Consider the following 24,579-nt stretch of genomic DNA (forward strand, 5'->3'; position numbering starts at 1 on the left):
GTCCGGCCGGCCGGCCACGGACCGAGGAGCACACCCGTCATGGAGTGGTCCATCCAGGAGATCGCGCGCACCGCGGGCACCACGAGCCGCACCCTGCGCCACTACGGCGAGCTGGGGCTGCTCCGCCCCAGCCGCGTCGCGGCCAACGGCTACCGCTACTACGACGAGCACGCCCTCGTCCGGCTGCAGCGCATCCTGCTGCTCCGCGAACTCGGCCTCGGCCTTCCGGCCATCGCCGACGTGCTCGACGGCGGCGGTCCCGAGGACGCCGTGGCCGCGCTCGGCACACACCTGGAGCTGCTGGAGCAGGAGCGGCGGCGGATCGGCCGGCAGATCGCGTCGGTGGAGACCACACTGCGGAAGCTGAGGGAAGGTGAGCCGCTCATGGCGGAAGAGGTGCTCGACGGGTTCGACCACACCCGGTACGAGGAGGAGGTCACGCGGCGCTGGGGGAAGGCCGCGTACGAGCGGGGCGACCGGTGGTGGCGCTCGCTGAGCGAGGAGCAGCGGCGGGACTTCCAGCGCCGCCAGCGCGACATCGCCCGCGACTTCGCCGCCGCGCACGCCGCCGGCGAGGCGCCGGACGGCGCGGTGGCGCAGGAGATCACGCGGCGCCAGTACGAGTGGATCAGCGCGGGCTGGCAGGGGCAGGAGCCGTCGGCGGAGGCGTTCGCGGGGCTGGGCCGGATGTACGTGGACGACCCGCGGTTCGGCGCGCACTACGACACGCACGGAGAGGGGACGGCCGTCTTCGTACGGGACGCGATGCGGGTGTACGCGGAGCGCCACCTCGATTAGGCGCAGGCACGCCGAAGGGCCCGCCGACCCCGTCGGCGGGCCCTTCGCTGCGCCCCCTCACGCCGCCAGCGCGACCGTCTCGACCGCCGGCGTCCGCAGCACCCGGCGCGCGGTGCCCAGCGCGGTGACCAGGGTCGCCGCCGCGGCCACCGCCACGACCGCCAGCCAGATCCCGTACCCCGCCCCGGGCAGCACGTCGTCCGTACGGGCCACCGTGAAGGGCACGATCCCGGCCACCGCCGCGAGCGTCCCGAAGAACACCCCGGTCACCGTCAGCAGCAGCCCCTCCAGGCCGACGCCCGCCAGCACCTGGCCGGGCGTCGCGCCCGCCAGCCGCTGCTGGCCGAACTCGCGGCTGCGGTACGAGGTCGCCGCGTACAGCGTGTTGATGAGCATCACGCAGGCGAAGACCGCGATGATCCCGACCACCACGAAGTTCAGCGTCTCCAGGTTCTTGTCGTCCACCGACTGCGTCAGCCCGGCGGCCTCGATGTGGTCGTTCTCGACGGACTGCATGTACAGCGTCGCGACCGAGATGCCCACGAAGAGGACCATCGGCATCAGCACCCCGGACAACTGCGCGGCCCGCTGCCGCAGCCCGTGCACCGTCAGGTAGCCGCTGCCCCCGCCGAACGCGGTCAGCAGCCCGCCGGTGAGCCGCAGCAGCCCGCCGAGGAGCGCCGGCGAGAAGGCCGCGAAGCCGACCGACAGCAGGATCGCGCCGTACGCCGGCGGCGCCATGGCCTCCGGACCCCCGTCGCCGAGGGCGAAGGTGGTCAGGCACAGGGCCGCGCCCAGGCCCAGCGCCGTGTAGCCGCCCCAGGTGCGCAGCCGGCGCCGCGGGGCGCGCTGCTCGCGCGCCCTGGTCGCCCGGCGCACCGCGAGGAACGCGGCGCCGACCGACGCCAGCAGCGTGATGTCGATGCCGGACATCAGCGCGATGGTGCCGAAGGCGTGGTCGACGTCGTCCGCGACCTGCCCGCTGTCCTGGAACATGTCCAGCAGGATCCGGCCGCCGATCATGCCGGGCACGATCGCCAGCAGCGACCCGGCGAGGCCGACGACCGCCGCCTCGCCGACGATCATCCTGGTGATCTGCGCGGGCGTCGCACCGGTGGAGCGCAGCAGGTCGATCTCGGTGGCGCGCTGCCGTACGGCGACCGTGAGGGTCGAGGCGACCGCGAAGAACACCAGCAGCGAGCCGTAGCCGCCGACGACCATGGCGGCCGTGGACAGGGACTCCGAGCTGACGTCGTCGACGCCCTCGGCGCCGGCGGTGTCGAGGAGGGAGTTGAACATCATGATGATCGTCGCGCCGAGGAAGGCGGACAGGAGCGTGGCGGCGAAGCGGCCGGGCCGCTGCCGGATGGAGCGCATGGCGAGCGAGAACATCGGTCAGACCCCCATCGGCGCGGAGTTGCGCGGGTCGTGGTGCGCGGGACCGGCTTCGTACATGTCGCCGAGGTGGGTCATCCGCTCCGCGACGGCGTCGGCGGTCGGGGCGTTCATCTGGCCCACCAGCCGGCCGTCGGCGAGGAAGAGGACGGAGTCGGCGTACGAGGCGGCCACCGGGTCGTGCGTCACCATCACCACGGTGCGGCGGTCGACGCGCACGGTCTCCTGCAGCAGGCCCAGCACGTCGCGGGCGCTGCGGGTGTCGAGGGCACCGGTCGGCTCGTCGGCGAAGACCACGCTCGGCGCGGCGACCAGCGCGCGGGCGATGGCGACGCGCTGCCGCTGACCGCCGGAGAGCTGGTCGGGCCGGTGCCGCATCCGGTCGGCGAGCCCGACGCGGGCGAGCACCTCGCGGACCCGGGCGCGGTCGACGCGGCGGCCGGCGAGCTTGAGCGGCAGCACGATGTTCTGCGCGACGTTCAGCGTGGGCAGCAGGTTGTACTGCTGGAAGACGAACCCGATCCGCTCGCGGCGGAACTTCGTCAGCTCCGTCTCGCTGCCGCCGGTCATCTCCGCGCCGTCGACCATCACCACGCCGCTGTCGGGCCGGTCAAGACCCGCGGCGCACTGCAGCAGCGTCGACTTGCCGGAGCCGGAGGGCCCCATCACGGCGGTGAAGGACCCGGCGGGCAGGCTCAGCGTCACCCCGTCGAGCGCGGTGACGGCCGCCTCCTCGCCGCCGGTGCCGTAGACCTTGGTCACCTTGACAAGGCGCAGCGCCTCGTGCGGCGCGCCGCCGTCGGCGGGGCCGGCGGTCCCGCGGCGCTCGTTGCGTCCGAACATCGTGTTCACCCCTCGTTATCGCGGCACTCCCTGTGCCTGACTACGAAGCTACGGACGGTGACGGGCGCGGGCACTGGGCGCACGACCCCAATGGGGGGTGGTGTTACGTGCACCCTCCCCCGGGGGTGCGGGCGGCGTTTGACCTCAACCGCGGTTCAGGTCGGAGGGTGGGAGGTGCCACCGACGAGAGGGGAAGAACCGTGATCCTGGTGACCGGAGCGACGGGCAACGTAGGAGGTCAGGCGGTCGCGCAGGTGGAGTGGGCGGGCGTGCCCGTACGCGCCCTCGTGCGCGACCCCGCCCGCGCGGACCTCCCGCCGGGGGTGGAGGCCGTACGCGGCGACCTCGCCGACCCGGCGACGCTGGGCCCGGCCTTCGCCGGCGTCTCGGGGCTCCTCCTCGTCTGGCCGCTGCCCACCGCCGAGACCGCCCCCGCCGTCCTGGACGCGGCGGTCGCCGCGGGCGTACGCCGCATCGCGTACGTCTCCGCCTGGGGCGCCTCCGACGACCCGGACGAGGAGCCGGAGGGCATCCTCGGCTTCCACACCGCCATCGAGCGCCTGATCCGGGCCTCGCCGCTGGAGTGGACCCTGCTCCGCGCCGGCGGCTTCGCCGCCAACACCCTGCACTGGGCGGACCAGATCCGCACGGGCGACGTGGTCCGCGCCCCGTACGCGCGGGCGGGCCGCTCCCTCATCCACGAGGCCGACGTGGCGGCGGTCGGCATCCGCGCCCTGACCCACCCGGGCCACGCCTCGGCGACGTACCACCTGACGGGCCCGGAGACCCTGACCCAGGCCGAGCAGGTCCGCACGATCGGCGACGCGCTGGGCCGCGACCTCCGCTTCGAGGAGGCCCCGCCCGCGGTCGCCCGCGAGGCGTACGTGGCGGCGGGCCTGCCGCCGTCGTTCGCGGACGGCATCCTGGCGGGCCAGGCCCGGCTGGTGACGGACCCGGAGCCGGTGACGCACACGGTGGCTGAGGTGACGGGCCACAAGGCCCGCACGTTCGCGCAGTGGGCACGGGACCACGCGGCGGACTTCGGCGGCTGACCTCTCAACCCGCCACGCGAGCAGGGCGTCAGCCAACAGGGCCGGCCGCGTGTCCCGCGCCCCCGCGTCGGTCAGTGGACCGTCCAGCGGTAGCAGCGGGTCACCGTGCCGCCCGAGGGGTCGGGGAACGAGGCCGTTCCCCAGGCTTCGCCGGTGTGGGTGAGCCAGCTCGCCTCGCTCTCCACCGCCCCGGCCGGCAGGCCCAGGTCGACGACCCGGCCGCCGCGCCAGTAGACCGCGCGCTGGCCCTCCTCCGTGTAGCAGTGGCCGGCCGCGTCGCCGCGGTCGTTGAGGGCCGTGACCTCAGTGCCGTAGAGGGCTTCCGGGAGGGTGGGGAGGGCGGTGAGGCCGTCGGCGGGGGACCAGTGGAAGGGGCCGTCGGTGGCGTTGCTGCGGCCGACGACCTCGCCGCGGGCGTTGATGAACCGGCCGTCGAGGGGGACGCTGCTGGCGCCGCCGTCGAAGCGGCTGAAGTCCGTCAGGCGGTCGCCGTCCCAGACGAACGCCCGCCACTCCCCCGTGTCGCCCTCCGCGGAACCGGCCACCACGCCGCGGTCGTTGACGCCCGCGCCGAAGACCGGACGGTACGCGCCGGTGAGGCGGCTGAGTTCGGTGACGGTGCCGTCGTGCCAGTGGAACGGGTCCCGCGACCAGGCCATGAAGCGCACCTGGCCGGCGACGACGTGGCCGGCGTTGCCGAGCGCGTCGGGGGCCGCGTTGACCGCCTCCGGGTCGGGCGGCGTGATGCGGACGGGCGCGGCGGAGCCGGCGGGGCGCAGGACGTACAGGCCGCCGCGCGACGGGAGTTCGGGGTCGGCCTGGAACTCCGTCTGGGTCTGGACGAGGACCCGGCCCCGGTCGTCGATGTGCGTGCCCCACGCGCGGTAGTCGTCGCCCGGCAGGACCCGCCGGGGCGCGCCGCCGCGGGACCAGACGACGGCCTGCGTGCGGTTCTCGTCCGGCAGGTAGTGGTAACCGACCAGCGCGCCGCGCGCGTTGACGCCCTGGAGGGTGTACGAACCGGACGCGTGCAGCGCGCGGGGCCGCCGCACCCGCGAGCCCTGCCACGCCGCCTGCACCTCCTCGCCGCCCGGCCCCAGCGCGCGGCCCACGGCGCGGCCGGAGGCGTGGACGTACCACAGGAGCGTCATCGGCAGCGAGCCGTCCGGGTTGGCCAGCGGGCGGGCGACGACGCGCGGTCCCGCGCGGCCGGGGCGCGCGGGCCGGCGGGCCCGTGCGCTCGCCGGAGTCTGCGGGGCCACGGCGGCGAGGCCGCCGGCCGCCGCGCCCGCGAGCAGCGCTCGCCTGCCTATGTGCCGGTTCTCGGGCACGTCTCTCCTCGGAGTCGGGTGTCCGTGGGGGGAGACGCGACCGCCACTGTGGCACGGCGGGCCGCGGGTGCGCTACGGCTTCAGGGGTTCGTCCACGCGTCGGGGTCCTCGGCCAGCTCGTGCACGTACCCCGGCAGCCGCGCCGACGCCACGTCCGCGAGCGTGACCTCCCCCAGGATCTTGCGCACGTTCACGCGCAGCGCGATCCACAGCGGCAGCAGCGACTCCGCGGGCCCGACGTACGACAACTCCGGCGGCCGGGCGCCGCGCACGGAGACCAGCGGGCCCTCCACCACTCGTATGACGTCGGCGATAGTGATCTCGTCGGCGGGCGCGGCGAGGCGGTAGCCGCCCCGGCCACCGCGCTGGCTGACCACGAGCCGGCCGCGGCGCATGTCGCCGAGGATGCTCTCCAGGAACTTGTGCGGAATGCCCTGCGCGTCCGCGATGGCCTCCGCCTTGACCGGGGCGTCCTCCGTCGCCGCCGCCAGCTCCAGTGCCGCGCGCACCGCGTAGTCTGCTCGTGCCGAGATCCGCATGCCGGTCATTATGTCTGCATGGCGCCTCCCCGCTCCGCCAGGGGCGTGCGCGTCATCCGCCCGTGCGCTAGTTGTGCGTGCCGGGCGGGCCGTCGGAGAGCGGGATCACCGCGCGGACGCGGTAGCCGCCGCGGGGGCGCGGGGCGGCGTGGAGCGTACCGCCGTAGACCGCGAGGCGCTCGCGCAGCCCGATGAGCCCCCGGCCGCTGCCGGCCGCGGCGCGGGCGGTGGGCGGGCCGCCGGTGTCGGTCACCTCGACGCGCAGTTCGCCGGGCGCGTGCGCGACGGAGACGGCGACGGAGGCGCCGGCGGCGTGCTTGACGGCGTTGGTCAGCGCCTCCTGCACGACGCGGTACGCGGCGAGGTCGACGCCGGCGGGCAGCGGGGCCTCGGGGGCGCCGGTCACGGACACCTCGACGGGGACGCCGGTGTCGCGTACGCGCCCGGCGAGGGCGGCGAGTTGGCCGAGGCCGGGCTGGGGGGCGAGGTCGACGGCGACGGCCGGGTTCGCGCCGCCGGGCGGCCCGGTGGGGGAGGCCGGGCGGCGGCCGGCTTTGTGGCTCTTGTGGGCCCTGCCGCCGTTCGCCGCGCGGGCCGGCCCCGGGAGCGTCGTCGCCTCCGCCGCCGGACGCGCCGCCGGGTCCGCCGTGGGGCCCTCCCCGTCGTGCCCCTCGCGCTCCGCCGCCGCCATCGTCAGCAGCCCCATGACGTGCCGCAGTTCCGCCATCGCCGCCCGCCCGCCGGCCTCCACGGCGCGCATCGCCTCCCGCGCCTGCTCCGGCGAGGTGTCCAGCACCTTGCGCGCCGCCCCGGCCTGGATCGTCATCACGCTGACGTTGTGCGTGACGACGTCGTGCAGCTCGCGCGCGATCCGCGACCGCTCCTGGTCCACAGCGAGCCTCGTCGCCGCCTCCTGCTGCTCCTGGAGGGCGCGTACGCGCTGCTGCCAGGTGTGGATGGCGTTGGCGGCCAGCCCGATCGGCAGCAGCACCAGCAGCGGTACGAAGCCGCGCCCCACCTCCGGCACCACACCCGCCACCGCGAACAGCGGCACCCCCGCGAGCAGGCTCGCCAGCGCGCTCCTGCGGTACGGGCTGTACATCACCGCGCTGTACGCCGCGACCACCCCGGCGGCGAACGCGAACGCCGTCGCGCCGCGGGCGACCTCGCCCAGGTGGAACGCCGTGGCCGCACCGAGCACCGCCCAGAACGCGGCGAGCGGGTAGCGGCGCCGTAGGGCCAGCGGCACGGCGGTCAGCGCGGCGAGCACCAACTCCCAGCCCTGCGCGGGCGGCAGCACGTGCTCGACGACGTGCGGCAGCGCGTATGTCCCCTCGGGGGGCGGCTCCGCGGGCGGTTCGGCTCCGGGCGGCGGGAGGGCCGGCAGGCCGGGGGGCGGCGCGGGCAGGCGGACGATCTCCTGCGGAGCGTCCTGGCGCGGCTCGTAGAACGAGCGGTCGAGGTCGGCGACGACGGTGCCGACGGACAGCACGAGGGCGAGGGCGACGTCGGCGGTCCAGGCCCACCGGGAGAGCCGCGGCACGCGCACGCCGCCCGCGCCGCGGGGCCCCCGCGCGAACCACCCGCGCGCCCGGCCCACCGCGCGCCCCACGCCGCGCCCGTACCGTCCGATGACCGCACCCGCCCACGTCACCGCCTCAGTGTGCCAAGCCGCCCCGTGCCGCCGGATCCACCGCGCGACCCACCCGCCGTCCACCCGGCGCCTACACCGCGCGGATGACGCCGCCCGCCGTCGGCCGGACGCGGTACGGACCTTCCGTACCGCGGCCGACGTGCCCGCGTCCCCGCCGCGCCTAGCGTCTGGCCGCACGCCGACCGCCGAACTGGGGAGGGACCCGGGCCATGGCCGCACCACCGCACACCGCCGCACGCACCGAACCCGAGAGAGACCACGGTGCCGGGGTACTCATCGACCTGCGCGGGGTCAGCAGGACGTACGACGAGGGCCCGCCCGCGCTGGACCACCTGACGCTCGCGGTGCGCACCGGGGAGACGCTCGCCGTCCTCGGCCCGTCCGGCAGCGGCAAGTCGACGCTGCTCAACCTCATCGCGGGCCTGGACCGCCCGAACGCCGGCACCGTCACCGTCGACGGCCTGCGCGTGGACGAGCTGAGCGAGAGCGCGTCGGCGAAGTACCGCAGGGCGTCGGTCGGCATGGTCTTCCAGTTCTTCAACCTGCTCGACGACCTGACCGTCGCGGACAACGTCCTGCTGCCGGCCCAGTTGGCCGGCATGCCCCGGGCCCGCGCCGCCGCGCGGGCCGCGGAACTCCTCGCGTACCTCGGCATCGAGCGGCACGCCCGCGCGTACCCCGGGCGGCTGTCGGGCGGCGAGCGGCAGCGCGTGGCGGTGGCGCGGGCGCTGATGAACCGCCCGTCGCTGCTGCTCGCCGACGAGCCCACGGGGGCGCTGGACACCGCGTCGGGGGCGGAAGTCCGGGAGCTGCTGCGGGACTTGCACGCGGACGGGCAGACGATCGTGCTGGTGACGCACGACCTGACGCTGGCGGAGTCGTGCGCGACGCGGACGGTGGAGCTGGTGGACGGGCGGATCGCCCGGGACAGCGCGGACGCCGGGGCCGGGACCGCCGGAGCGGCGCGGTGAGCGCCCTGGGCCGGGTGGTGCGCGCCGGGGTGGGGCGACGGCGCGTGCAGACCGCCGTGATGGTGCTGACCACACTGCTCACCGTGGCCGCCTCCGTGCTGGCGACCGGGCTGCTCGTCGCCTCCCGGGCGCCGTTCGACGACGCCTTCGCGCGGCAGCACGGCGCCCACCTCACCGGGCAGTTCGACGCCGACAAGGCCACGGCGGCGCAGGTACGCGCCACCGCCGGCGCCGACGGCGTCACCGCGGCCGCGGGCCCGTACGCGATCACCTTGCTGCGCCTGCACGTCACCACCGCGCCCGCGGGCGCCGTGTCGCCGCCGCTGACGGTGGCCGGGCGGGCGTCGGCCGGCGGTCCCGTGGACGACCTCGACGTCACGCAGGGCCGCTGGGCGCGGGCGCCCGGCGAGATCGTGATCGAGTCGGGCGTGCGGTCTATGGACATGACGGTCGGCGCGCGGGTGCGGATCGCCGGGGAGGGGAGCGGGGACGGGAACGGGGACGGGCCGGCACTCACGGTCGTCGGGATCGCCGAGTCGGTGGGCCAGAGCGCGGACGGCTGGGTCGTACCGGCGCAGCTCGGCGACCTCACCGCGGGCGGCGCCCGGCCGGACCGGCAGATGCTCTACCGCCTGGCCGACGCGGGCACGCGCGGCGAGGTCGCGGCGGGACGCAGGGCGGTGGCGGCGGCCGTACCCGCGGGGGCGCTGACGGGCACGCAGTCGTACCTCGACATCAAGCAGGCCGCGCACCAGAACACCGCCGCCTTCATCCCGTTCGTGACCGCCTTCGCGCTGCTGGGGCTGGCGATGTCGGTGCTGATCGTGAGCATCGTCGTCAGCGGCGCGGTGGGCGCGGCGACGCGGCGGATCGGCGTGCTGAAGTCGCTGGGCTTCACGCCGCCGCAGATCGGGCGGGCGTACGTCGCGCAGGCGGCGATCCCGGCGGTGGTGGGGGCGGTGCTGGGCGCGGGGGTGGGCAACCTGCTGTCCGTACCGCTGATGAAGGAGGTGGCGAGCGCGTACGGAACGGGGCGGATCCCCATCCCGCCGTGGGTCTCGCTCGCGGTGCCGGCGGCGGTCGTCGCCCTCGTCGCGGCGACGGCCCTGGGCCCGGCGCTGCGCGCGGCCCGGCTCCGTACGACGGCGGCGCTCAGCGTCGGCCGCACGCCGCGCGCCGCGCGGGGGCGCCGGGTGCGGCACGCGCTGGGCCGGCTGCCGTTGCCGCGGGCGGTGGGTCTTGGCCTGGCGGGCCCGTTCGCCCGCCCGGCGCGGTCGGCGACGATGGCGGCGGCGGTGACGTTCGGGGCGCTGGCGGTGACGTTCGCGGTGGGGCTGGGGACGTCGCTGATCGCGGTGCAGAAGGAGGGGACGCCGGACGCGGCGGGGGACGTGACGGTGCACAGGATGCACGGCCCGGAGCCGGCGGGGGCGCCGGGCGAGGCGGGCGGCGAACCGCGTGGAGCGAGAGCCGAGGCGGGCGGCGGGGCGGGAGCCGAAGCGGGCGGCGACCCGGGCGCGGCACCGGAGCCCCCCGCCCCGGCCCCCGGCGACCCCTCCGCCTCCGGCGCCTCCCCCGCGGAGCTCGCCGCCGCGATCGCCGCCCGGCCGGAGACCGCGCACTACTTCGCCACCGCGGAAACCGACGTCGGCGTCACCGGCCGCAAGGGCGCCGTACCCCTGGTCACGTACCGCGGCAAGGCCCCCGCCGACGGCCACCGCCTGGCGGCGGGCCGCTGGTTCGCCGCCCGCGGCGAGGCGGTGGCAGCGGCCCGCTTCCTCCAGGCCACGAACACCGCCGTCGGCGACACCGTCACGCTCAGGGACGGCAGCCGCACCGCCGAACTCCGCATCGTCGGCGAGGTCTTCGACCTGGGCGACGAGGGCATGGCCGTACGCACCGCGCACGCCTCCGTCGCGAAGCTGGTCCCGGATCTGGAACCCGCCCAGTACACGGTGGACCTGGCCCCCGGCACGGACCGCCACCGCTACCTCAAGGCCCTCAACGACGACCTGCGCCCGCTGGGCGCCGAAGGCACGATCTCCGAGAACGACGAGGAGTCGCCCGTGATCCTCGCCATGCAGGCGCTGATCGCGATGCTGACGGCGATGCTGGTGGCGGTGGCCTGCCTCGGCGTCCTCAACACCGTGGTCCTCGACACCCGCGAACGGGTCCACGACCTGGGCGTGTTCAAGGCCCTGGGCATGAGCCCGCGGCAGACGGTCGCGATGGTCCTCACGTCGGTCGCGGGCATCGGCCTGGCCGCGGGCGCGGCGGGCGTCCCGCTCGGCGTGGCCCTGCACCACTACGTGGTCCCGGAGATGGGCCGCTCCGTCGGCACGAACATCCCGGACGCCCTGGTCGACATCTACACCCCCGCCCACCTGACCCTCCTGGCCCTGGCGGGAGTGGCCATCGCCACGGCGGGCGCACTCCTCCCCGCCACGTGGGCGGCGGCCACCCGCACGGCCACGGCGCTGCGCTCGGAGTGACGGGGTGCCGGCCGCCGGGGGGGGGCGGCCGGCACCTGGCCACAGGGCGATCGCGAGCGGCAGGGAGGTGGCTCACGCCACGCACAAATCCCTCGCTCCTGCCCGCGGCCCGTCCGTAGACTGGGGGCATGTCTTTCATCGCGAAGCCCTGGTCCCGCCGCTGACGGCGGCGGAACCCGACTGATCTCTCGCCCGCCGTCCTGGCCTTGTGCCGGGCGGCTTCCGCATGCTGCCCGGCTCCACGACGAGCTGAGAGAACACGCATGCTTCGTAGTACTTCCTCCTCCCCTGTCTCCGCCCTGCCCCGGGACCTCCCCGCCGGCGCCGCCGCGCACGTGCGCGCCGAGGGGGTCGTGGTCCGGCTGGGCGAGCGCACCGTCCTGTCCGGCGCCGACGTGACGGTCTCGGCCGGTTCCCGTCTGGCCGTCGTCGGCGAGAACGGACGGGGCAAGACGACCCTGCTGCACGTGCTGGCCGGCACGCTGACACCCGACGCGGGCACGGTCGCGCGTACGGGGACGCTCGTGCTGGTCGAGCAGACCCTGCACGTCGACGCCGAGCGCACCGTCGGTGACCTGGTAAAAGAAGCCGTCGGGGACTCCCTGTCGGCCCTGGACCTGCTGGAGAGCGCGACCGAGGCCCTCGCCCAGGGCGAGCCGGGCGCGGAGGACGCGTACGCCCAGGCCCTGGAAGCCGCCACCGCGCTGGAGGCCTGGGACGCCGAGCGGCGCGTCGACGTCGCCCTGGAGGGTCTGGGCGCCTGCACCGACCGTGACCGGCGTCTGTCGACCCTGTCGGTCGGGCAGCGCTACCGGGTGCGCCTGGCGGTCGTGCTGGGCTCGACCACCGATCTGCTTCTGCTGGACGAGCCCACCAACCATCTGGACGCCGCTGCCCTGGGCTTCCTGGCGCGCAGGCTGCGTGAGCACGCCGGGGGCGTGGCCGTGGTCAGCCACGACCGGGCGCTGCTGCGCGACGTCGCCACGACCTTCCTGGACCTGGACCCGAGCCGGGACGGCCTGCCCCGCCTGTACGCGGGCGGGTACGACGGCTGGGTCGAGGGCCGCCGTCGCGAGCGGGAGCGGTGGGAGCAGGAGTACGCCGCCCAGCAGGCCGAGCACGCCCAACTGACCCGGGCCGCCGAGGAGGCCCGCGGGCGCCTGCAGACCGGCTGGCGCCCGGACAAGGGCACGGGCAAGCACCAGCGCGCGACGCGCGCCGCGGGGGTCGTCCAGTCCTTCAACCGGCGCGTGGAAGACCTGGAGCGCCACCGCATCACCGTGCCCGAGCCGCCCCGCAGCCTGTCCTGGCCCGACCTGCGCACCCGCGCCGGACGCCCCCTCCTGCACGGTCAGGACCTCACGGTCTCCGGACGCCTGCACCAGCCGGTGGAGGTGACGCTCACCGGCGGTGACCGGCTGCTGCTGACCGGCCCGAACGGCGCGGGCAAGTCCACCCTCCTGGGCGTGCTGGCCGGGCAGGTGCGCCCCACCGGCGGCACCCTGCACGTCCACCACGACGCACGGGTGGTCCTGCTGTCCCAGGAGGTCCCCGCCTGGAACCCGGAGCACACCGCCTACCGGGCCTACGAGGCCCACGTGGACAGCCTCCGGTCCCGGGGCCTGAAGGGCCATGCGCCCTCGCTCAGCGGGCTGGGCCTGCTGGACGCGATCACGCTGCGTACCCCGGTGGGACGCATGTCCCAGGGCCAGCAGCGGCGCCTGCACCTGGCGATGTGCCTGGCCGAGCAGCCCGACCTGCTGATGCTCGACGAACTCACCAACCACCTGTCCGCGTCCCTGGTCGACGAACTCACCGAGGCACTGACCACCACACCCAGCGCGGTCGTGGTCGCCACCCACGACCGGCAGTTGCTCACCGACCTGGCGGACTGGCCCCGCCTGGAACTGACCGGACCGCCGCGGACGAGCCCAGGGGGTCAGCCGACGTAGTTCTTCAGGGTCTCCGTGTCGAGCGTGATGCCCACCGGGTCGGGGAGAGTGACCTGCTCGCCGAAGGGTGCCCGGTGGATGTCCAGGTAGCACCGGAGCTTCGTGTCCGGAGTGGTGTGCACGACGACCACGCCGGCGCCGCGGTCCACCAGGAGGTAGACGGGGATGCCTGCCGCCGCGTAGGCGGCCGGCTTCTCGTGCCGGTCACGGCGATCGGTGTCCCCGTCGTACGACGTGACCTCGACGGCCATCAGCACGCCCTCGGGGTCCGACCACTCACCGTCGCCGGCGAAGTGCCCGTCCGGCGCCAGGACTCCGTCGGGGCGGGCCCGCCCCTTGCGGTACTCCTCGACCTTCAGCCCGCGCCCGGTCGGGTAAAGAAAGAGATCGGGGCGGTGCTGCATGCAGCGCTCCAGCAGCCGAATCACTCCCACGGGTGACCGATCACTCCTGGCGCATCTTCCGGCGAGCCCCTGCGCATCCGCTCAACTGTCGGCTTCGGGCGGACGCTGACCGCGCGCGCGAACCTGAAGGCTGTGCTCGACCTCCAGCCCCAGGACCAAACGGTCCAACTCGTCCACCTTACGGCGCATTTCGTCCACAGTTGTCCGGAGTTCCCGCCGTTGGCTTCGCCGAGCGCGCCGGTCCTCCGGCGGCGGCTGCTCCGCCGCCCTCACCACCCGCTGGTAGTGCTCCTCCACGTCCTCGAAGAAGCGCCGAAGGAGGTGTGCTTTCCCCCACAGCTCCATGTCCCCGGCACCGATCCACCCGGCCAGGGGCCGCATCCGGTCGCCCAGGAACTGGCAATGGCGGTACGCGTCCGCGGCCTGACGCTGGAGGGATTGGAGATACCGACCACCGCGATCCGAAGGCACGCCTCCATCTTCCCTCAGCGAGATACCCGACGTCATCCCATACCGCAGGAGCGTGGGTTCTAGCCCAGTCTGCGGTCGAGGTTGAAGGCGGCGCTGATCAGGGCGAGGTGGGTGAACGCCTGGGGGAAGTTGCCGAGTTGCTCCCCTGTGTGGCCGATTTCCTCGGCATAGAGGCCGAGGTGGTTGGCGTAGGTGAGCATCTTCTCGAACGCGAGCCGGGCCTCGTCGAGGCGGCCTGCCCGGGTCAGTGCCTCGACGTACCAGAACGAGCAGATCGAGAACGTGCCTTCCTCGCCCGGCAGCCCGTCCGCGCCGAGCTGCGGGTCGTAGCGGTAGACCAGCGAGTCGGACACCAGGTCCTCGCCCAGCATGTCCAGTGTGGCAAGCCACTTGGGGTCCGTGGGGGAGATGAACTTCGTGAGCGGCATCATCAGAAGGGACGCGTCGAGGTGGTGGCTGTCCTCGTACTGGACGAAGGTGTTCCGTTCGGTGGACCAGCCCTGGCGCATGATCCGGCGGTAGATATCGTCCCGGGCCCGTCCCCACCGCACCAGGTCGGCGGGCAGTCCGCGGTGGCGGGCCATGCGCATGGCCCGTTCGATCGCCACCCAGCACATCAGTCGTGAGTAGAGGAAGTTCCTGGGTCCGCTGCGGGTCTCCCAGACCCCCTGGTCGGGCTGGTTCCAGTGGGCGCACACCCAGTCGACCAGCGCGCTGATGCCGTCCCAGTAGGCGCTGGAGACGGGCTGCCCCCATTTGTCGTAGAGGTAGAGGGAGTCGACGAGTGCCCCGTAGATGTCCAGTTGGAGTTGGTCGACGGCGCCGTTGCCGACGCGTACGGGGGCCGAGCCCCGGTAGCCCTCCAGGTGCGGAAGCTCCTGTTCGGGCAGGTCATGGCGTCCGTCGATGCCGTACATGATCTGCAGCGGGCCGGGCCCCTCGGTTGCTTCGAGGCGCACGTGCTCGGAGAGGAAACCCATGAACGCCTCGGCCTCGTCGGTGAAGCCGAGCCTGAGCAGTGCATACACACAGAACGCGGCGTCACGGATCCACACGTACCGGTAGTCCCAGTTGCGCTCTCCGCCGATGTGCTCGGGCAGGCTGGTGGTCGGCGCGGCGATGATGGCGCCGGTGGGGGCATAGGTCAGCAGCTTCAGGGTGAGGGCGGAGCGGTGCACCACCTCCCGCCAGCGACCGCGGTAGCGCGACCGGGACAGCCACCGCCGCCAGTAGGCGACGGTGGCGTTGAACTGCTCCTCCGCCTCGGCCTCGGGGCAGTGGCGGGGCATCACGTCGCCGCCGACCCGGTCGAGGGCGAAGACGGCCGACTGGCCCTCGTGCAGCTTGAACAGCGACCACGCGTCCCCGCCGGCGACCTCGATCGGCACACTCGACGTCAACGCGAGGGTCAGCGAGGACGATTCGAAGACCACCTGACGGTCCTGCGCATGCGCCGTGTGCGGCTCCGTCCCGTACCCGAAGCGGGGTGCCACGCGGGCGCGGAACGGCAGCGTTCCGCGGACGCACACCACGCGGCGGATGAGCCGGTGCCGGTCGGCCTCGCGTGAGTCGTTGACGACCGGCATGAAGTCCTGGATCTCCCCTATCCCGTCGTCCGCGGAGAAGCGGGTGATCAGCACATTCGTATCGGGAAAGTAGAACTGCTTCCTCCGCGCGGGGACGTCCGCCGCGAGTTCGAAGGACCCGCCCCGCTCGGCGTCGAGGAGCGAGGCGAACACGCTGGGAGCATCAAAGCGCGGACAGCAGTACCAGTCGATGGTCCCGTTCGTGCCCACCAGCGCCGCGCTGCGCAGATCACCGATCAGCCCGTGGTCGGCGACCGGCAGATAGCGGGGTGCACCAACGCCGATCTCTCCCCTGGGGGCTTCGGCTTCGTTCGTCATCACGGGCCTCCCAGATACTGCCGCCCGGGTGTCGACGTGGAAAGGCAGCCCCCGTCGGGATGGCGTGTCCCGATCAGACAGCGGCCATGAACCGCCGCAGCGTGCGCGTCAGGCCGATCACTCGCCTCCGAAACCACGCTAATACGGCATACCGCCTGCAGCAACCGGCCGCCCGGTCTCAGCCAGACCGAAGGCGCGTACGCTGCGCGAGCGTACGCGCACACAGGGTGGACAGTACTCGTGACTGTCCGTGAGCATAGGTGTGTTGGGTGTGAGGTACGGGGCAGGTGCGCGAGAGGTGGCCAGGATGGCCGATGGCACGACGGAGACGGGTGGTGGCGATGGCTGCGGGGGCGAGCCGGAGTCGTCGGACAGCATGCGGACGTTCGGCGCGATGGTCCAAGCGCTGCGAGAACACACCGGGTTGAGCCGGGAGCAACTCGGGGAGCATGTGCGGTACTCGAAGCACATGGTGGCGTCGATCGAGATCGGACGGCGGATGCCGCCGCCGGACTTTGTGGAGCGGGCCGATCCGGTGCTCGGGGACACGGGCGTGCTGCGGAAGTCGGCGCGGCACCTGGTGCGAAAGCCGGGGCTGGCGCGGTGGTTCCGGGAGTGGGCACGGCTGGAGAGGGAGGCGATCAGTCTCTATACGTACGAGTGTCGGCTGATCCCGGGCCTGTTGCAGACGGAGGCGTACGCGCGGACGCTGTTCACGCATCAGCTACCTCCGCTTGGTAGCGAGCAGATCGACGCCCAGTGGGAGGCGCGGGCACAGCGGCAGATGCTGCTTCGGGAGCGAGAGAACACCGCGTTCAGCTTCATCCTGGAGGAGCACCTGTTTCTGCGACAGATGGGCGGTGTGGAGATCACGCACGAACTGATCGACCACGTGCAGGGGACCGCAGAGCTACCGAACGTCGAGATCCAGGTCATGCCTCAGGTACGCAGGACACATGCGGGGTTGGACGGCCCGATGCAGTTGCTGGAGAGCCCGGAGAACCAGTGGTTCGCCTACAACGAAGGCCAGCGAGGTGGCTTGTTCATCTCTGACCCGAAAGAGATCAGCGTGCTCCAACGGAGGTATGCCAGGATGTGCGCGCAGGCTCTCACCCCCGAAGATTCCCTGAGCCTGCTCCAGCAGATGCGAGGAGCGCTATGAGCCCCACTGACCTGGCCTGGTTCAAGTCCAGCTACAGCAGCGGCGGCGACGGCGACTGCGTCGAGGTCGCCGTCTCCTGGCACAAGTCCACCCACAGCAGCGGCAGCGACGGCGACTGCGTCGAGGTCGCCGCCTGCCCCTCCGCCGTCCACGTCCGCGACTCCAAGGACAAGACCGGCCCCCAGCTCACCTTCACCCCCGACGCCTGGGCCGACTTCGTCACCTTCGCCCGCCAACTCTGACTACCCCCGCGCCGACCCAGCACCGACCGCGAGGGTCGCCGCTGGGTCGGCCGCATCCGAAACCGGGTCAGAACTGGTCGTCGTCCACGTCGTAACCCTGCTCCGCCAGCCGCATCGGGCGGGCCGGGTCCGGGGTCGAGGCCGCCGTGACGCCCGGGCGGCCCGCTTCGATCACGAACTCCGCGGACGTGGTGACCGTGGTGCCCTCCGGGCGCCAGACGGTGTCGACGGTGCGGAGTTCCGCGGTCATCCGCTCGCGGGTGACGTCGCAGAGCACGTACGCGCGGCGGTTGTCGATGTACTTCCAGTGCGGGCTCTCCGCCATGATCGGGTCGTACGTCGCGTGGAAGGACACCGGGTCGCTGTCGCCGCCCGAGGAGATCGAGGAGCCGGTCAGCTCCGCGCCGACGACCGGGCTCGCCGGGTCGTCGAAGTCGGGCTTGAGGTCGGCGACCCACGTGGCGTGGCGGTCGCCGGTGAGGATCACCGGGTTTGCCGTGCGGCCGGAGCCGAAGAACTCCAGGAGGCGGCGGCGCTGGGCGCGGTAGCCGTCCCAGTTGTCGAAGTCGAAGACCTGCTCGGGGCCGGCCTTGCGGTCGTTCTGGGCCCACATGAGCTGGTTGGCGAGCAGGTTCCAGCGGGCACCGGAGCGCTCCATGCCGCGTACGAGCCAGCGCTCCTGCTCCGCGCCCGTCATGCTGCGGGTCGGGTCCTCGGACTGTTCGAGGGTGGTGATCTGGTCGCTGCGGTACTGGCGGGTGTCCAGGACGTGGACGGTGGCGAGGTTGCCGTAGCGCACCGAGCGGTAGAGCTGCATGTCCAGGCCGTTGGGCATCGAGGAACGGCGCAGCGGCATGTGCTCCCAGTACGCCTGGAGCGCGGCGATGCGGCGGGCCCGGAAGGACTCGGGGGTCTGCTTGTCGGGGTCCTGGGGGATCTCGTCGGCCCAGTTGTTGTCGATCTCGTGGTCGTCGAGGGTCACGATCCAGGGCGCGTGGGCGTGCGCGGCCTGGAGGTTGACGTCGCTGCGGTACTGGGCGTGGCGGTTGCGGTACTGGGTGAGGCTGTACGGCTCGTCCGTGCCCTCGTGCTTGCGGACGGTGGTGTCGCGGGGCACCGACTCGTAGATGTAGTCGCCGAGGAAGGCGATGAAGTCGACGTCCTCCTGCGCCGCGTGGTGCCAGGCGGTGAAGTAGCCGTCCTGCCAGTTCTGGCAGCTCGCGAAGAGGAAGCGCAGGTTGCGCTGGCGGGCGTCGGCGGCGGGGGCGGTACGGGTGCGGCCGGCCGGGGAGGTCTCGCGGCCGACGCGGAAGCGGTACCAGTACTCGCGGTCGGGCCGCAGGCCGTGCACCTCGACGTGGACGGAGTGGCCGTGCTCGGGGCGGGCGAGTGTGGCGCCCCACTTGCGTACCCGCGTGAAGGAAGGATTCTCCGAGACCTGCCACTGCACGGGCACCGGCCGCGCCGGCATCCCGCCGCCGGCGAGCGGGTCGGGCGCCAGCCGGGTCCAGAGGACGACCCCGTCGGGCAGCGGGTCGCCGGAGGTGACGCCGAGGGTGAACAGCCCGGAGGGCAGCCCGTCGGCGGTGCCGCTGCGTTCGGCGGCGGTGGCGGTGGAGGGGGCGAGCAGGGCGGGGGCGCCGGCGGCGGCACCGAGGGTGCCGAGGGCGAGGGCACCGCCGGTGCCGAGCACGCTGCGTCTGTCCGGATTCGAGCGAGAGCTCACGGATTCTTCCTTCTTGTATGGGAAGTTGCGAGAACTCGCATGACCATGACAGTGCAAGGAAAAGTCGCGAGGAAGCGGTGGCTACGGCCCGGTGGGCACCGCTTGAAGGGTGGGCGACCAGCGGTTCCGCGTGCGCGACGGGTCCGCGGGGTGACTGCCCGTCAGACCGCCGGCGGAGGGGCCAGGAGGGCGGCGACCTCCGCCGCGTACAGCTCGGCGGGGTCGAACCGCATCCCCGTGAAGTGCCCCGCCAGCTCCAGCGACAGCACCCCGTGCAGCCGGGTCCAGATGGTGAGGGCCCGGTGCAGGACGGCGGACGGGGCGGCGTGGCCGCGGGCCCAGTCGCGGTGGGCTTCCAGGTGCGCGGCGAACGGCGTCTGGGGCGGGGCGTGGGGTATCGCGGTGCAGGCGTCGAGGAGCGTGCCCATGATCTCGGCGGAGATGGCGGTGATGTCGTCGGGCGCGTGATAGCCGGGGATGGGGGTGCCGTAGATGAGCAGGTAGCGCTGCGGGTCGGCGAGCGCCCACACGCGCAGGGCGCGCGCCAGGTCCTGGACGTCAGGGGCGCCGGAGGGGACGCCGGCGTCGGCCGCGGCGGTCCGCAACGTGTCGGCGAGGCTCCGGTACGCGTCCCTGATCAGCGCGGTGATCAGCTCGTCGCGGTTGGCGAAGTAGCGGTAGAGCGCCGGCCCGCTCATGCCCATCTGCTTGGCGATGGCGTTGAGGGAGAGCGCGGAGGCGCCCGCCGTGCCGATCTGGTCCCACGCGTGGTCCTTGATCTCCGCGCGCACCTGGGCGCGGTAGCGCTCGCGGGGGGTCGTGGAATCCGTCTTCCCGGCCATGACCTGCACTCTCCCCTCTCGGTCCCAGGGTCTTGCACGAAGGTATCACCTCTCCCGTTGACTCCAAGCGTTCGCGAGCGTTATAACTTCTAACTGTCAGAACGGCCTATATGAAACGGGAGACCGTCATGTCAGCGACCACCCACACCACCGAGGGGCGGTAGCCCGATGCTGTCGCGCATTGCCGAACTGGCCATCCGCCGCGCCCGCCCCCTGCTCCTCCTCGCCGCCCTCGCGGTCGCCGTCATGGCCGTCGTCGGCTTCGGCGCCTTCGGCAAGCTCAGCGGCGGCGGGTTCAGCGACCCGGACGCGCCGTCGAGCCGCGCCGAGCAGGTCATCGAGGAGGAGTTCGGCGGCGACACGAACCTCGTCCTGCTGGTCGACGCCGAGCGCGGCGGCCCCGACGCCCCCGCCGCCGCCGAGCGCGGCCGGGCGATCGCCGACGGGCTGCGCGCCGAGGAGACCGTCTCCCACGTCGTGTCGTACTGGGACCGCGACGACGCGAGCCTGAAGTCCCGCGACGGCGACCAGGCCCTCGTCCTCGCCCATGTCGAAGGCGGCGACCGGCACGAGGGCGAGAACGCCGAGGCGCTGATGGCGAAGTACACCGGCGAGCGGGACGGCGTCACCGTCCGCGCCGGCGGTACCGCCGCCGTCAACAGCGACATGTCGACCCAGGTCGCGGAGGACCTCGCCCTCGCCGAGGCCATCGCCGTGCCCGTCACCCTCCTCCTGCTGGTGATCGCCTTCGGCAGCCTGGTCGCGGCGCTGCTGCCGCTCGTCATCGGGCTGATCGCCATCCTCGGCACCCTCGCCGAGCTGTACGTGCTCGGCAGCCTCACCGACGTCTCCGTCCTCTCCGTCAACCTCACCACCGCGCTCGGCCTCGGCCTCGGCATCGACTACGGCCTGCTCCTCGTCTCCCGCTTCCGCGAGCAGTTGGCGGCCGGCGACTCCGTACCGGACGCCATCCGCCGCACCGTCACCACCGCCGGACGCACCATCGCCTTCTCCTCCGCGGCCGTCGTGGCCGCCCTGGCCGCGCTGCTGGTGTTCCCGCTGTTCTCGCTGCGCTCCTTCGCGTACGCCGGGATAGGCGTGGTGGCGATCGCCGCGATCAGCTCGCTGCTCGTCATCCCCGCGCTGCTCGCCCTCCTGGGCCACCGCGTCAACAAGGGCCGCGTCCCCGGCACCCGCGCCGCCCACCGCACCGACTCCCCGCTGTGGGGCCGCATCGCCGGCGCCGTCATGCGCCGCCCGGTACTGACCTCCCTGCCTGTGCTCGCCGTGCTGCTGCTCGCCGCCAGCCCGCTGCTGGGCGTCGGCTTCGGCACGCCCGACGAGCGGGTGCTGCCCGAGAGCGCGCAGAGCCGCCAGGCCACCGCCGAGCTGCGCGCCGGGTTCGCGGCCAACGACGACGCCGCGGTGCAGATCGTCACCACCGGACCGGTGGCGGCCGACGCGCTCGGCTCGTACGCGACCGAGCTCTCCCGGCTCGAAGGCGTGCGCCAGGTCGACGCCGCCACCGGCAGCTACGCCGACGGCCGGCGCGCCGCGCCCGGCCCGGCCGCCGCCTCCCTCGCGTCCCCGGACGCCCAGCGGCTCACCCTCGTCCACGACCTCACCCCGGCCTCCGGCGCGGCGCAGGACCTCGTCCGCGACATCCGCGCCGTCGACCCGCCCGCGGGCGCCGACACGCTCGTCGGCGGCGCGGACGCCCGGCTGGTGGACTCCAAGGACGCCATCGCCGACGCGCTGCCGGTGGCCGTCGCCTGGATCCTCGGCACCACGTTCGTGCTGCTCTTCCTCTTCACCGGCAGCGTGGTCCAGCCGCTGCGCGCCCTCGTGCTCAACGCGGTCAGCCTCATGGCGACCATGGGCGCGATGGTCTGGATCTTCCAGGACGGCAACCTCAGCGGCCTGCTGGGCTTCACGGCGCAGCCGATGGAGACGGGCACGGTGGTGCTGATGTTCTGCATCGTCTTCGGCCTGTCCATGGACTACGAGGTCTTCCTCACCAGCCGCATCAAGGAGCTGCACGACGCGGGCGCGCCGCCCGCCGAGGCGGTCACGAAGGGGCTCGCGGGCACCGGGCGGATCGTCACGATGGCCGCGGGGCTGCTGGCCGTCAGCTTCTTCGCCTTCGTCACCAGCGGCGTCAGCTTCATCCAGATGTTCGGGCTGGGCAGCGGGCTCGCGATCCTCATCGACGCCGTCGTCGTACGGGGCGTGCTCGTACCGGCGGCGATGCGGCTGCTGGGGCGGTCCGCCTGGTACGCGCCGGCGGGCCTGCGCCGGCTGCACGCGAAGGTCGGGCTGAGCGAGGGGCCGCGGGCGGCGGCGGGGACCCCGGAGTCCACCGATGCTCCGGCGTCCGTCGAGGTCCCGGAGTCCGCGCAGGTCAGGGACGCGGAGAAGCGGGAGCGGGCGGGCGCGTAGCGCCCGGAATGCCCGACCTCACGTCGCGGGTGCGGGAGTTGACAGCAATCTGCCAATTCCCGCACCCGGCCCGGCAGGCGATGATGCCCGTACGGCTCCGAAGCGGTGACGCCTGAAGTGGGGTATCCGGATGAGCAGTGGCTCCTCGCGCGCACCGTCCTCGCCGACCCCGCATCCGCTCCCCGGGGCAGCGGTGGCCACGCACTGCCCGTACTGCGCGCTCCAGTGCGGCACCCGCCTGGAGCCCGGCGCCACCCCCGCGGAACCGCTGCGCGTCGAGCCCGACGCCGACTTCCCCGTCAACCAGGGCGGTCTGTGCCAGAAGGGCTGGACCGCCCCCGCCGTGCTGCGCGCCCCCGACCGGCTGCGCACCCCCCTCGTGCGCGACGACGCCGGCCGGCTCGCCCCCGCCGGCTGGGACACGGCCCTGGACACCGTCGCCGGCCGGCTGGCGGAGATACGCGCCGCGCACGGCCCCGACTCCGTCGCCGTCTTCGGCGGCGGCGGGCTGACGAACGAGAAGGCGTACCTGCTCGGCAAGTTCGCCCGCGTGGCCCTCGGCACCCGGATGATCGACTACAACGGCCGGTTCTGCATGTCCTCCGCCGCGGCGGCCGGCCTCGCGGCCTTCGGCCTGGACCGCGGGCTGCCGTTCCCCGTCACCGACCTCGCCGAGGCCGACACCATCCTCATCGCCGGCGCCAACCCCGCCGAGACGATGCCGCCGCTGATGCGCCACCTCAACAAGGCCGGCGCCCTCGTCGTCATCGACCCCCGCCGCACGGCCACCGCGGAACGCGCCACGCTCCACCTGGCCCCCGCCCCCGGCACCGACCTCGCACTCGCCCTCGGCCTGCTGCACATCGCCGTCACCGAGGGGCTGCACGACGAGGAGTACGTCCGGACCCGTACGAGCGGCTTCCGCGCCGCGTGGCGGCGTGCCGCGGGCTGGTGGCCGGAGCGGGTGGAGCTGGTGACCGGCGTGCCGGCGGCGGCGCAGCGGGAGGCGGTGCGGCTGCTGAGCGAGGCGCGGCGCGGGTACGTCCTCACCGGGCGCGGCGCCGAGCAGCACAGCAAGGGGACGGACACGGTGGCGGCGTTCGTCAACGTCGCGCTGGCGCTGGGGCTGCCGGGGCGGCCCGGCTCCGGGTACGGCTGCCTGACCGGGCAGGGCAACGGGCAGGGGGGCCGCGAACACGGCCAGAAGGCCGACCAGTTGCCCGGCTACCGGCCGCTCACGGACCCCGCGGCCCGCGCGCACGTCGCGGGCGTGTGGGGCGTGGACCCGGAGAGCCTGCCGGGGCCGGGGCTGAGCGCGGCGGAGCTGCTGAACGCCCTGGGCACGCCGGACGGGCCGCGGGCGCTGCTGGTGTTCGGCTCGAACCCGGTGGTCTCGGCGCCGGACGCCGAGCGGGTCCAGCGCCGGCTGGCGGAGCTGGACCTGCTGGTCGTCGCGGACTTCGTACCGTCGGAGACCGCGACGCTGGCGGACGTGGTCCTGCCGGTCACCCAGTGGGCCGAGGAGGAGGGCACGCTCACCAACCTGGAGGGACGCGTCCTGCGCCGCCACCGCGCTCTGACCCCACCCGCGGGCGTACGCGACGACCTGGCCGTACTCCGCGCGCTCGCCGTCCGGCTCGGCGAGCCGCCCGACCGTTTCCCGGCCGAGCCGCGCGACGTCTTCGACGAACTGCGCCGCGCGTCCGCCGGCGGCACGGCCGACTACAGCGGCATCAGCTACGGCCGCCTGGACGCCGGCGAAGCGCTCCACTGGCCCTGCCCCGCCGTCCCGGACGGCGACGCCCCCCACCCAGGCACCCCGCGGCTGTTCCTCGACCGCTTCGCCCACCCGGACGGCAGGGCGCGCTTCCAGGAGGTCGACCACCGCGAACCGGCCGACGCGCGCGACGACCGCTTCCCGCTGTGGGCCACGACGGGCCGGCAGCTCGCGCACTACCAGTCGGGCGCGCAGACCCGCCGGGTGCCGGAGCTGGTACGGGCCGCGCCGGAGGCGACGGTGGAGATCCACCCGGACACGGCGGCGCGCGCGGGGCTCGCGGAGGGCGAGCTGGCGCGGGTGCGCTCGGCGCGGGGGGCGGTGCTGGCGCGGGTGCGGCTGGTGGCGACGCTGCGGACGGACACGGTGTTCCTGCCGTTCCACTTCCCGGGGCACGGGCGGGCGAACCTGCTGACGGGGACGGCGCTGGATCCGCGCAGCCGGATGCCGGAGTTCAAGGTGAGCGCGGTGAGCGTGGCGCCGGTGGGCGCGGAGGAGCCGGCGGGGCCGGACTCCGCGGAGCCGATGCGGGAGCCGGCGGTACGGGGCGTGGGCGGATGAGGCGTACCGGAGTGCGCCGGACGA

At 74.0% G+C, this 24,579-nt stretch carries 18 protein-coding genes and 1 pseudogene; 9 read left to right on the forward strand and 10 right to left on the reverse strand.

From position 1 onward, the window contains the following. Nucleotides 1–39: 39 nt before the first annotated feature. Nucleotides 40–798 (forward strand): MerR family transcriptional regulator, encoded by a 759-nt coding sequence (locus O7599_RS12715; protein ID WP_281622263.1) that lies wholly within the window; start codon nt 40–42, stop codon nt 796–798. A gap of 57 nt (nt 799–855) precedes the next feature. On the opposite strand, the gene O7599_RS12720 is transcribed toward O7599_RS12715, so the two are convergent. Together O7599_RS12720 and O7599_RS12725 are read right to left on the reverse strand one after the other, a co-directional pair. Then, on the reverse strand, nt 856–2,190 hold the full coding sequence (locus O7599_RS12720) for an FtsX-like permease family protein (RefSeq protein WP_281622264.1): 1,335 nt from the start codon (nt 2,188–2,190) through the stop codon (nt 856–858). A gap of 3 nt (nt 2,191–2,193) precedes the next feature. Further along, nucleotides 2,194–3,036, reverse strand: a complete 843-nt coding sequence (locus O7599_RS12725) for an ABC transporter ATP-binding protein (protein WP_281622265.1) — start codon at nt 3,034–3,036, stop codon at nt 2,194–2,196. A gap of 200 nt (nt 3,037–3,236) precedes the next feature. Between O7599_RS12725 and O7599_RS12730 the strand changes: the two genes are divergently transcribed. After that, nucleotides 3,237–4,088, forward strand: coding sequence for an NAD(P)H-binding protein (locus tag O7599_RS12730; protein WP_281622266.1), 852 nt, complete (start codon nt 3,237–3,239; stop codon nt 4,086–4,088). 71 nt (nt 4,089–4,159) lie between these two features. Here O7599_RS12730 and O7599_RS12735 read toward each other — a convergent pair whose 3' ends face one another. The 3 genes from O7599_RS12735 to O7599_RS12745 all read right to left on the reverse strand — a co-directional run bounded on the left by O7599_RS12735 (nt 4,160) and on the right by O7599_RS12745 (nt 7,612). Continuing rightward, nucleotides 4,160–5,419, reverse strand: a complete 1,260-nt coding sequence (locus O7599_RS12735) for a hypothetical protein (RefSeq protein WP_281622267.1) — start codon at nt 5,417–5,419, stop codon at nt 4,160–4,162. An 80-nt stretch (nt 5,420–5,499) separates the two neighbouring features. Further along, on the reverse strand, nt 5,500–5,958 hold the full coding sequence (locus O7599_RS12740) for an Rrf2 family transcriptional regulator (RefSeq protein ID WP_101426320.1): 459 nt from the start codon (nt 5,956–5,958) through the stop codon (nt 5,500–5,502). Nucleotides 5,959–6,025: 67 nt separating this feature from the next. Then, nucleotides 6,026–7,612 carry a histidine kinase gene (locus O7599_RS12745; RefSeq protein ID WP_281622268.1) on the reverse strand — a complete coding sequence of 529 codons (1,587 nt, stop codon included), beginning with the start codon at nt 7,610–7,612 and terminating at the stop codon, nt 6,026–6,028. 209 nt (nt 7,613–7,821) lie between these two features. On the opposite strand from O7599_RS12745, the gene O7599_RS12750 reads away from it, so the two are divergent. The 3 genes from O7599_RS12750 to O7599_RS12760 all read left to right on the forward strand — a co-directional run bounded on the left by O7599_RS12750 (nt 7,822) and on the right by O7599_RS12760 (nt 13,027). Further along, the gene (locus tag O7599_RS12750) at nt 7,822–8,583 is read left to right on the forward strand and encodes an ABC transporter ATP-binding protein (protein ID WP_281622269.1); all 762 of its coding nucleotides are present in this window, start codon (nt 7,822–7,824) and stop codon (nt 8,581–8,583) included. A gap of 14 nt (nt 8,584–8,597) precedes the next feature. Then, on the forward strand, nt 8,598–11,075 hold the full coding sequence (locus tag O7599_RS12755; protein WP_281623362.1) for an ABC transporter permease: 2,478 nt from the start codon (nt 8,598–8,600) through the stop codon (nt 11,073–11,075). Between the two features lie 263 nt (nt 11,076–11,338). Continuing rightward, nucleotides 11,339–13,027 carry an ABC-F family ATP-binding cassette domain-containing protein gene (locus O7599_RS12760; RefSeq protein ID WP_281622270.1) on the forward strand — a complete coding sequence of 563 codons (1,689 nt, stop codon included), beginning with the start codon at nt 11,339–11,341 and terminating at the stop codon, nt 13,025–13,027. Here O7599_RS12760 and O7599_RS12765 read toward each other — a convergent pair. From O7599_RS12765 to O7599_RS12775, 3 genes and pseudogenes are all read right to left on the reverse strand, one after another. Continuing rightward, nucleotides 13,015–13,452 (reverse strand): annotated as a pseudogene (locus O7599_RS12765) (Uma2 family endonuclease); the annotation flags it as partial. The gene O7599_RS12760 and the pseudogene O7599_RS12765 sit on opposite strands and share 13 nt — an antisense overlap. A 60-nt stretch (nt 13,453–13,512) precedes the next feature. Beyond that, on the reverse strand, nt 13,513–13,938 hold the full coding sequence (locus O7599_RS12770; protein WP_281622271.1) for a hypothetical protein: 426 nt from the start codon (nt 13,936–13,938) through the stop codon (nt 13,513–13,515). 23 nt (nt 13,939–13,961) lie between these two features. Beyond that, entirely contained in the window at nt 13,962–15,806 is a 1,845-nt protein-coding gene (locus O7599_RS12775; protein ID WP_281622272.1) for a glycoside hydrolase family 15 protein, read from the reverse strand. Nucleotides 15,807–16,113: 307 nt separating this feature from the next. On the opposite strand from O7599_RS12775, the gene O7599_RS12780 reads away from it, so the two are divergent. Both O7599_RS12780 and O7599_RS12785 read left to right on the forward strand, forming a co-directional pair. After that, nucleotides 16,114–16,968 (forward strand): helix-turn-helix transcriptional regulator, encoded by an 855-nt coding sequence (locus tag O7599_RS12780; RefSeq protein WP_281622273.1) that lies wholly within the window; start codon nt 16,114–16,116, stop codon nt 16,966–16,968. Then, the gene (locus tag O7599_RS12785; protein WP_281622274.1) at nt 16,965–17,210 is read left to right on the forward strand and encodes a DUF397 domain-containing protein; all 246 of its coding nucleotides are present in this window, start codon (nt 16,965–16,967) and stop codon (nt 17,208–17,210) included. The genes O7599_RS12780 and O7599_RS12785 overlap by 4 nt, the downstream gene beginning before the upstream one ends. Before the next feature lie 67 nt (nt 17,211–17,277). Here the strand turns inward: O7599_RS12785 and O7599_RS12790 are convergent, their stop codons facing one another. Next, the gene (locus tag O7599_RS12790) at nt 17,278–18,903 is read right to left on the reverse strand and encodes an alkaline phosphatase D family protein (RefSeq protein ID WP_281623363.1); all 1,626 of its coding nucleotides are present in this window, start codon (nt 18,901–18,903) and stop codon (nt 17,278–17,280) included. Between the two features lie 194 nt (nt 18,904–19,097). Further along, entirely contained in the window at nt 19,098–19,778 is a 681-nt protein-coding gene (locus O7599_RS12795; protein WP_281622275.1) for a TetR/AcrR family transcriptional regulator, read from the reverse strand. A 168-nt stretch (nt 19,779–19,946) separates the two neighbouring features. Here O7599_RS12795 and O7599_RS12800 point away from each other — a divergent pair, with 168 nt between their 5' ends. Both O7599_RS12800 and O7599_RS12805 read left to right on the forward strand, forming a co-directional pair. Continuing rightward, a complete protein-coding gene (locus O7599_RS12800) occupies nt 19,947–22,217 on the forward strand; it encodes an MMPL family transporter (protein WP_281622276.1) in 2,271 nt (756 codons plus the stop codon). Nucleotides 22,218–22,347: 130 nt separating this feature from the next. Continuing rightward, on the forward strand, nt 22,348–24,555 hold the full coding sequence (locus tag O7599_RS12805; RefSeq protein ID WP_281622277.1) for a molybdopterin oxidoreductase family protein: 2,208 nt from the start codon (nt 22,348–22,350) through the stop codon (nt 24,553–24,555). The last annotated feature ends 24 nt before the right edge of the window (nt 24,556–24,579 follow it).

Origin of the sequence: Streptomyces sp. WMMC500 (assembly GCF_027497195.1) — a bacterium.
Lineage (GTDB): Bacteria > Actinomycetota > Actinomycetes > Streptomycetales > Streptomycetaceae > Streptomyces.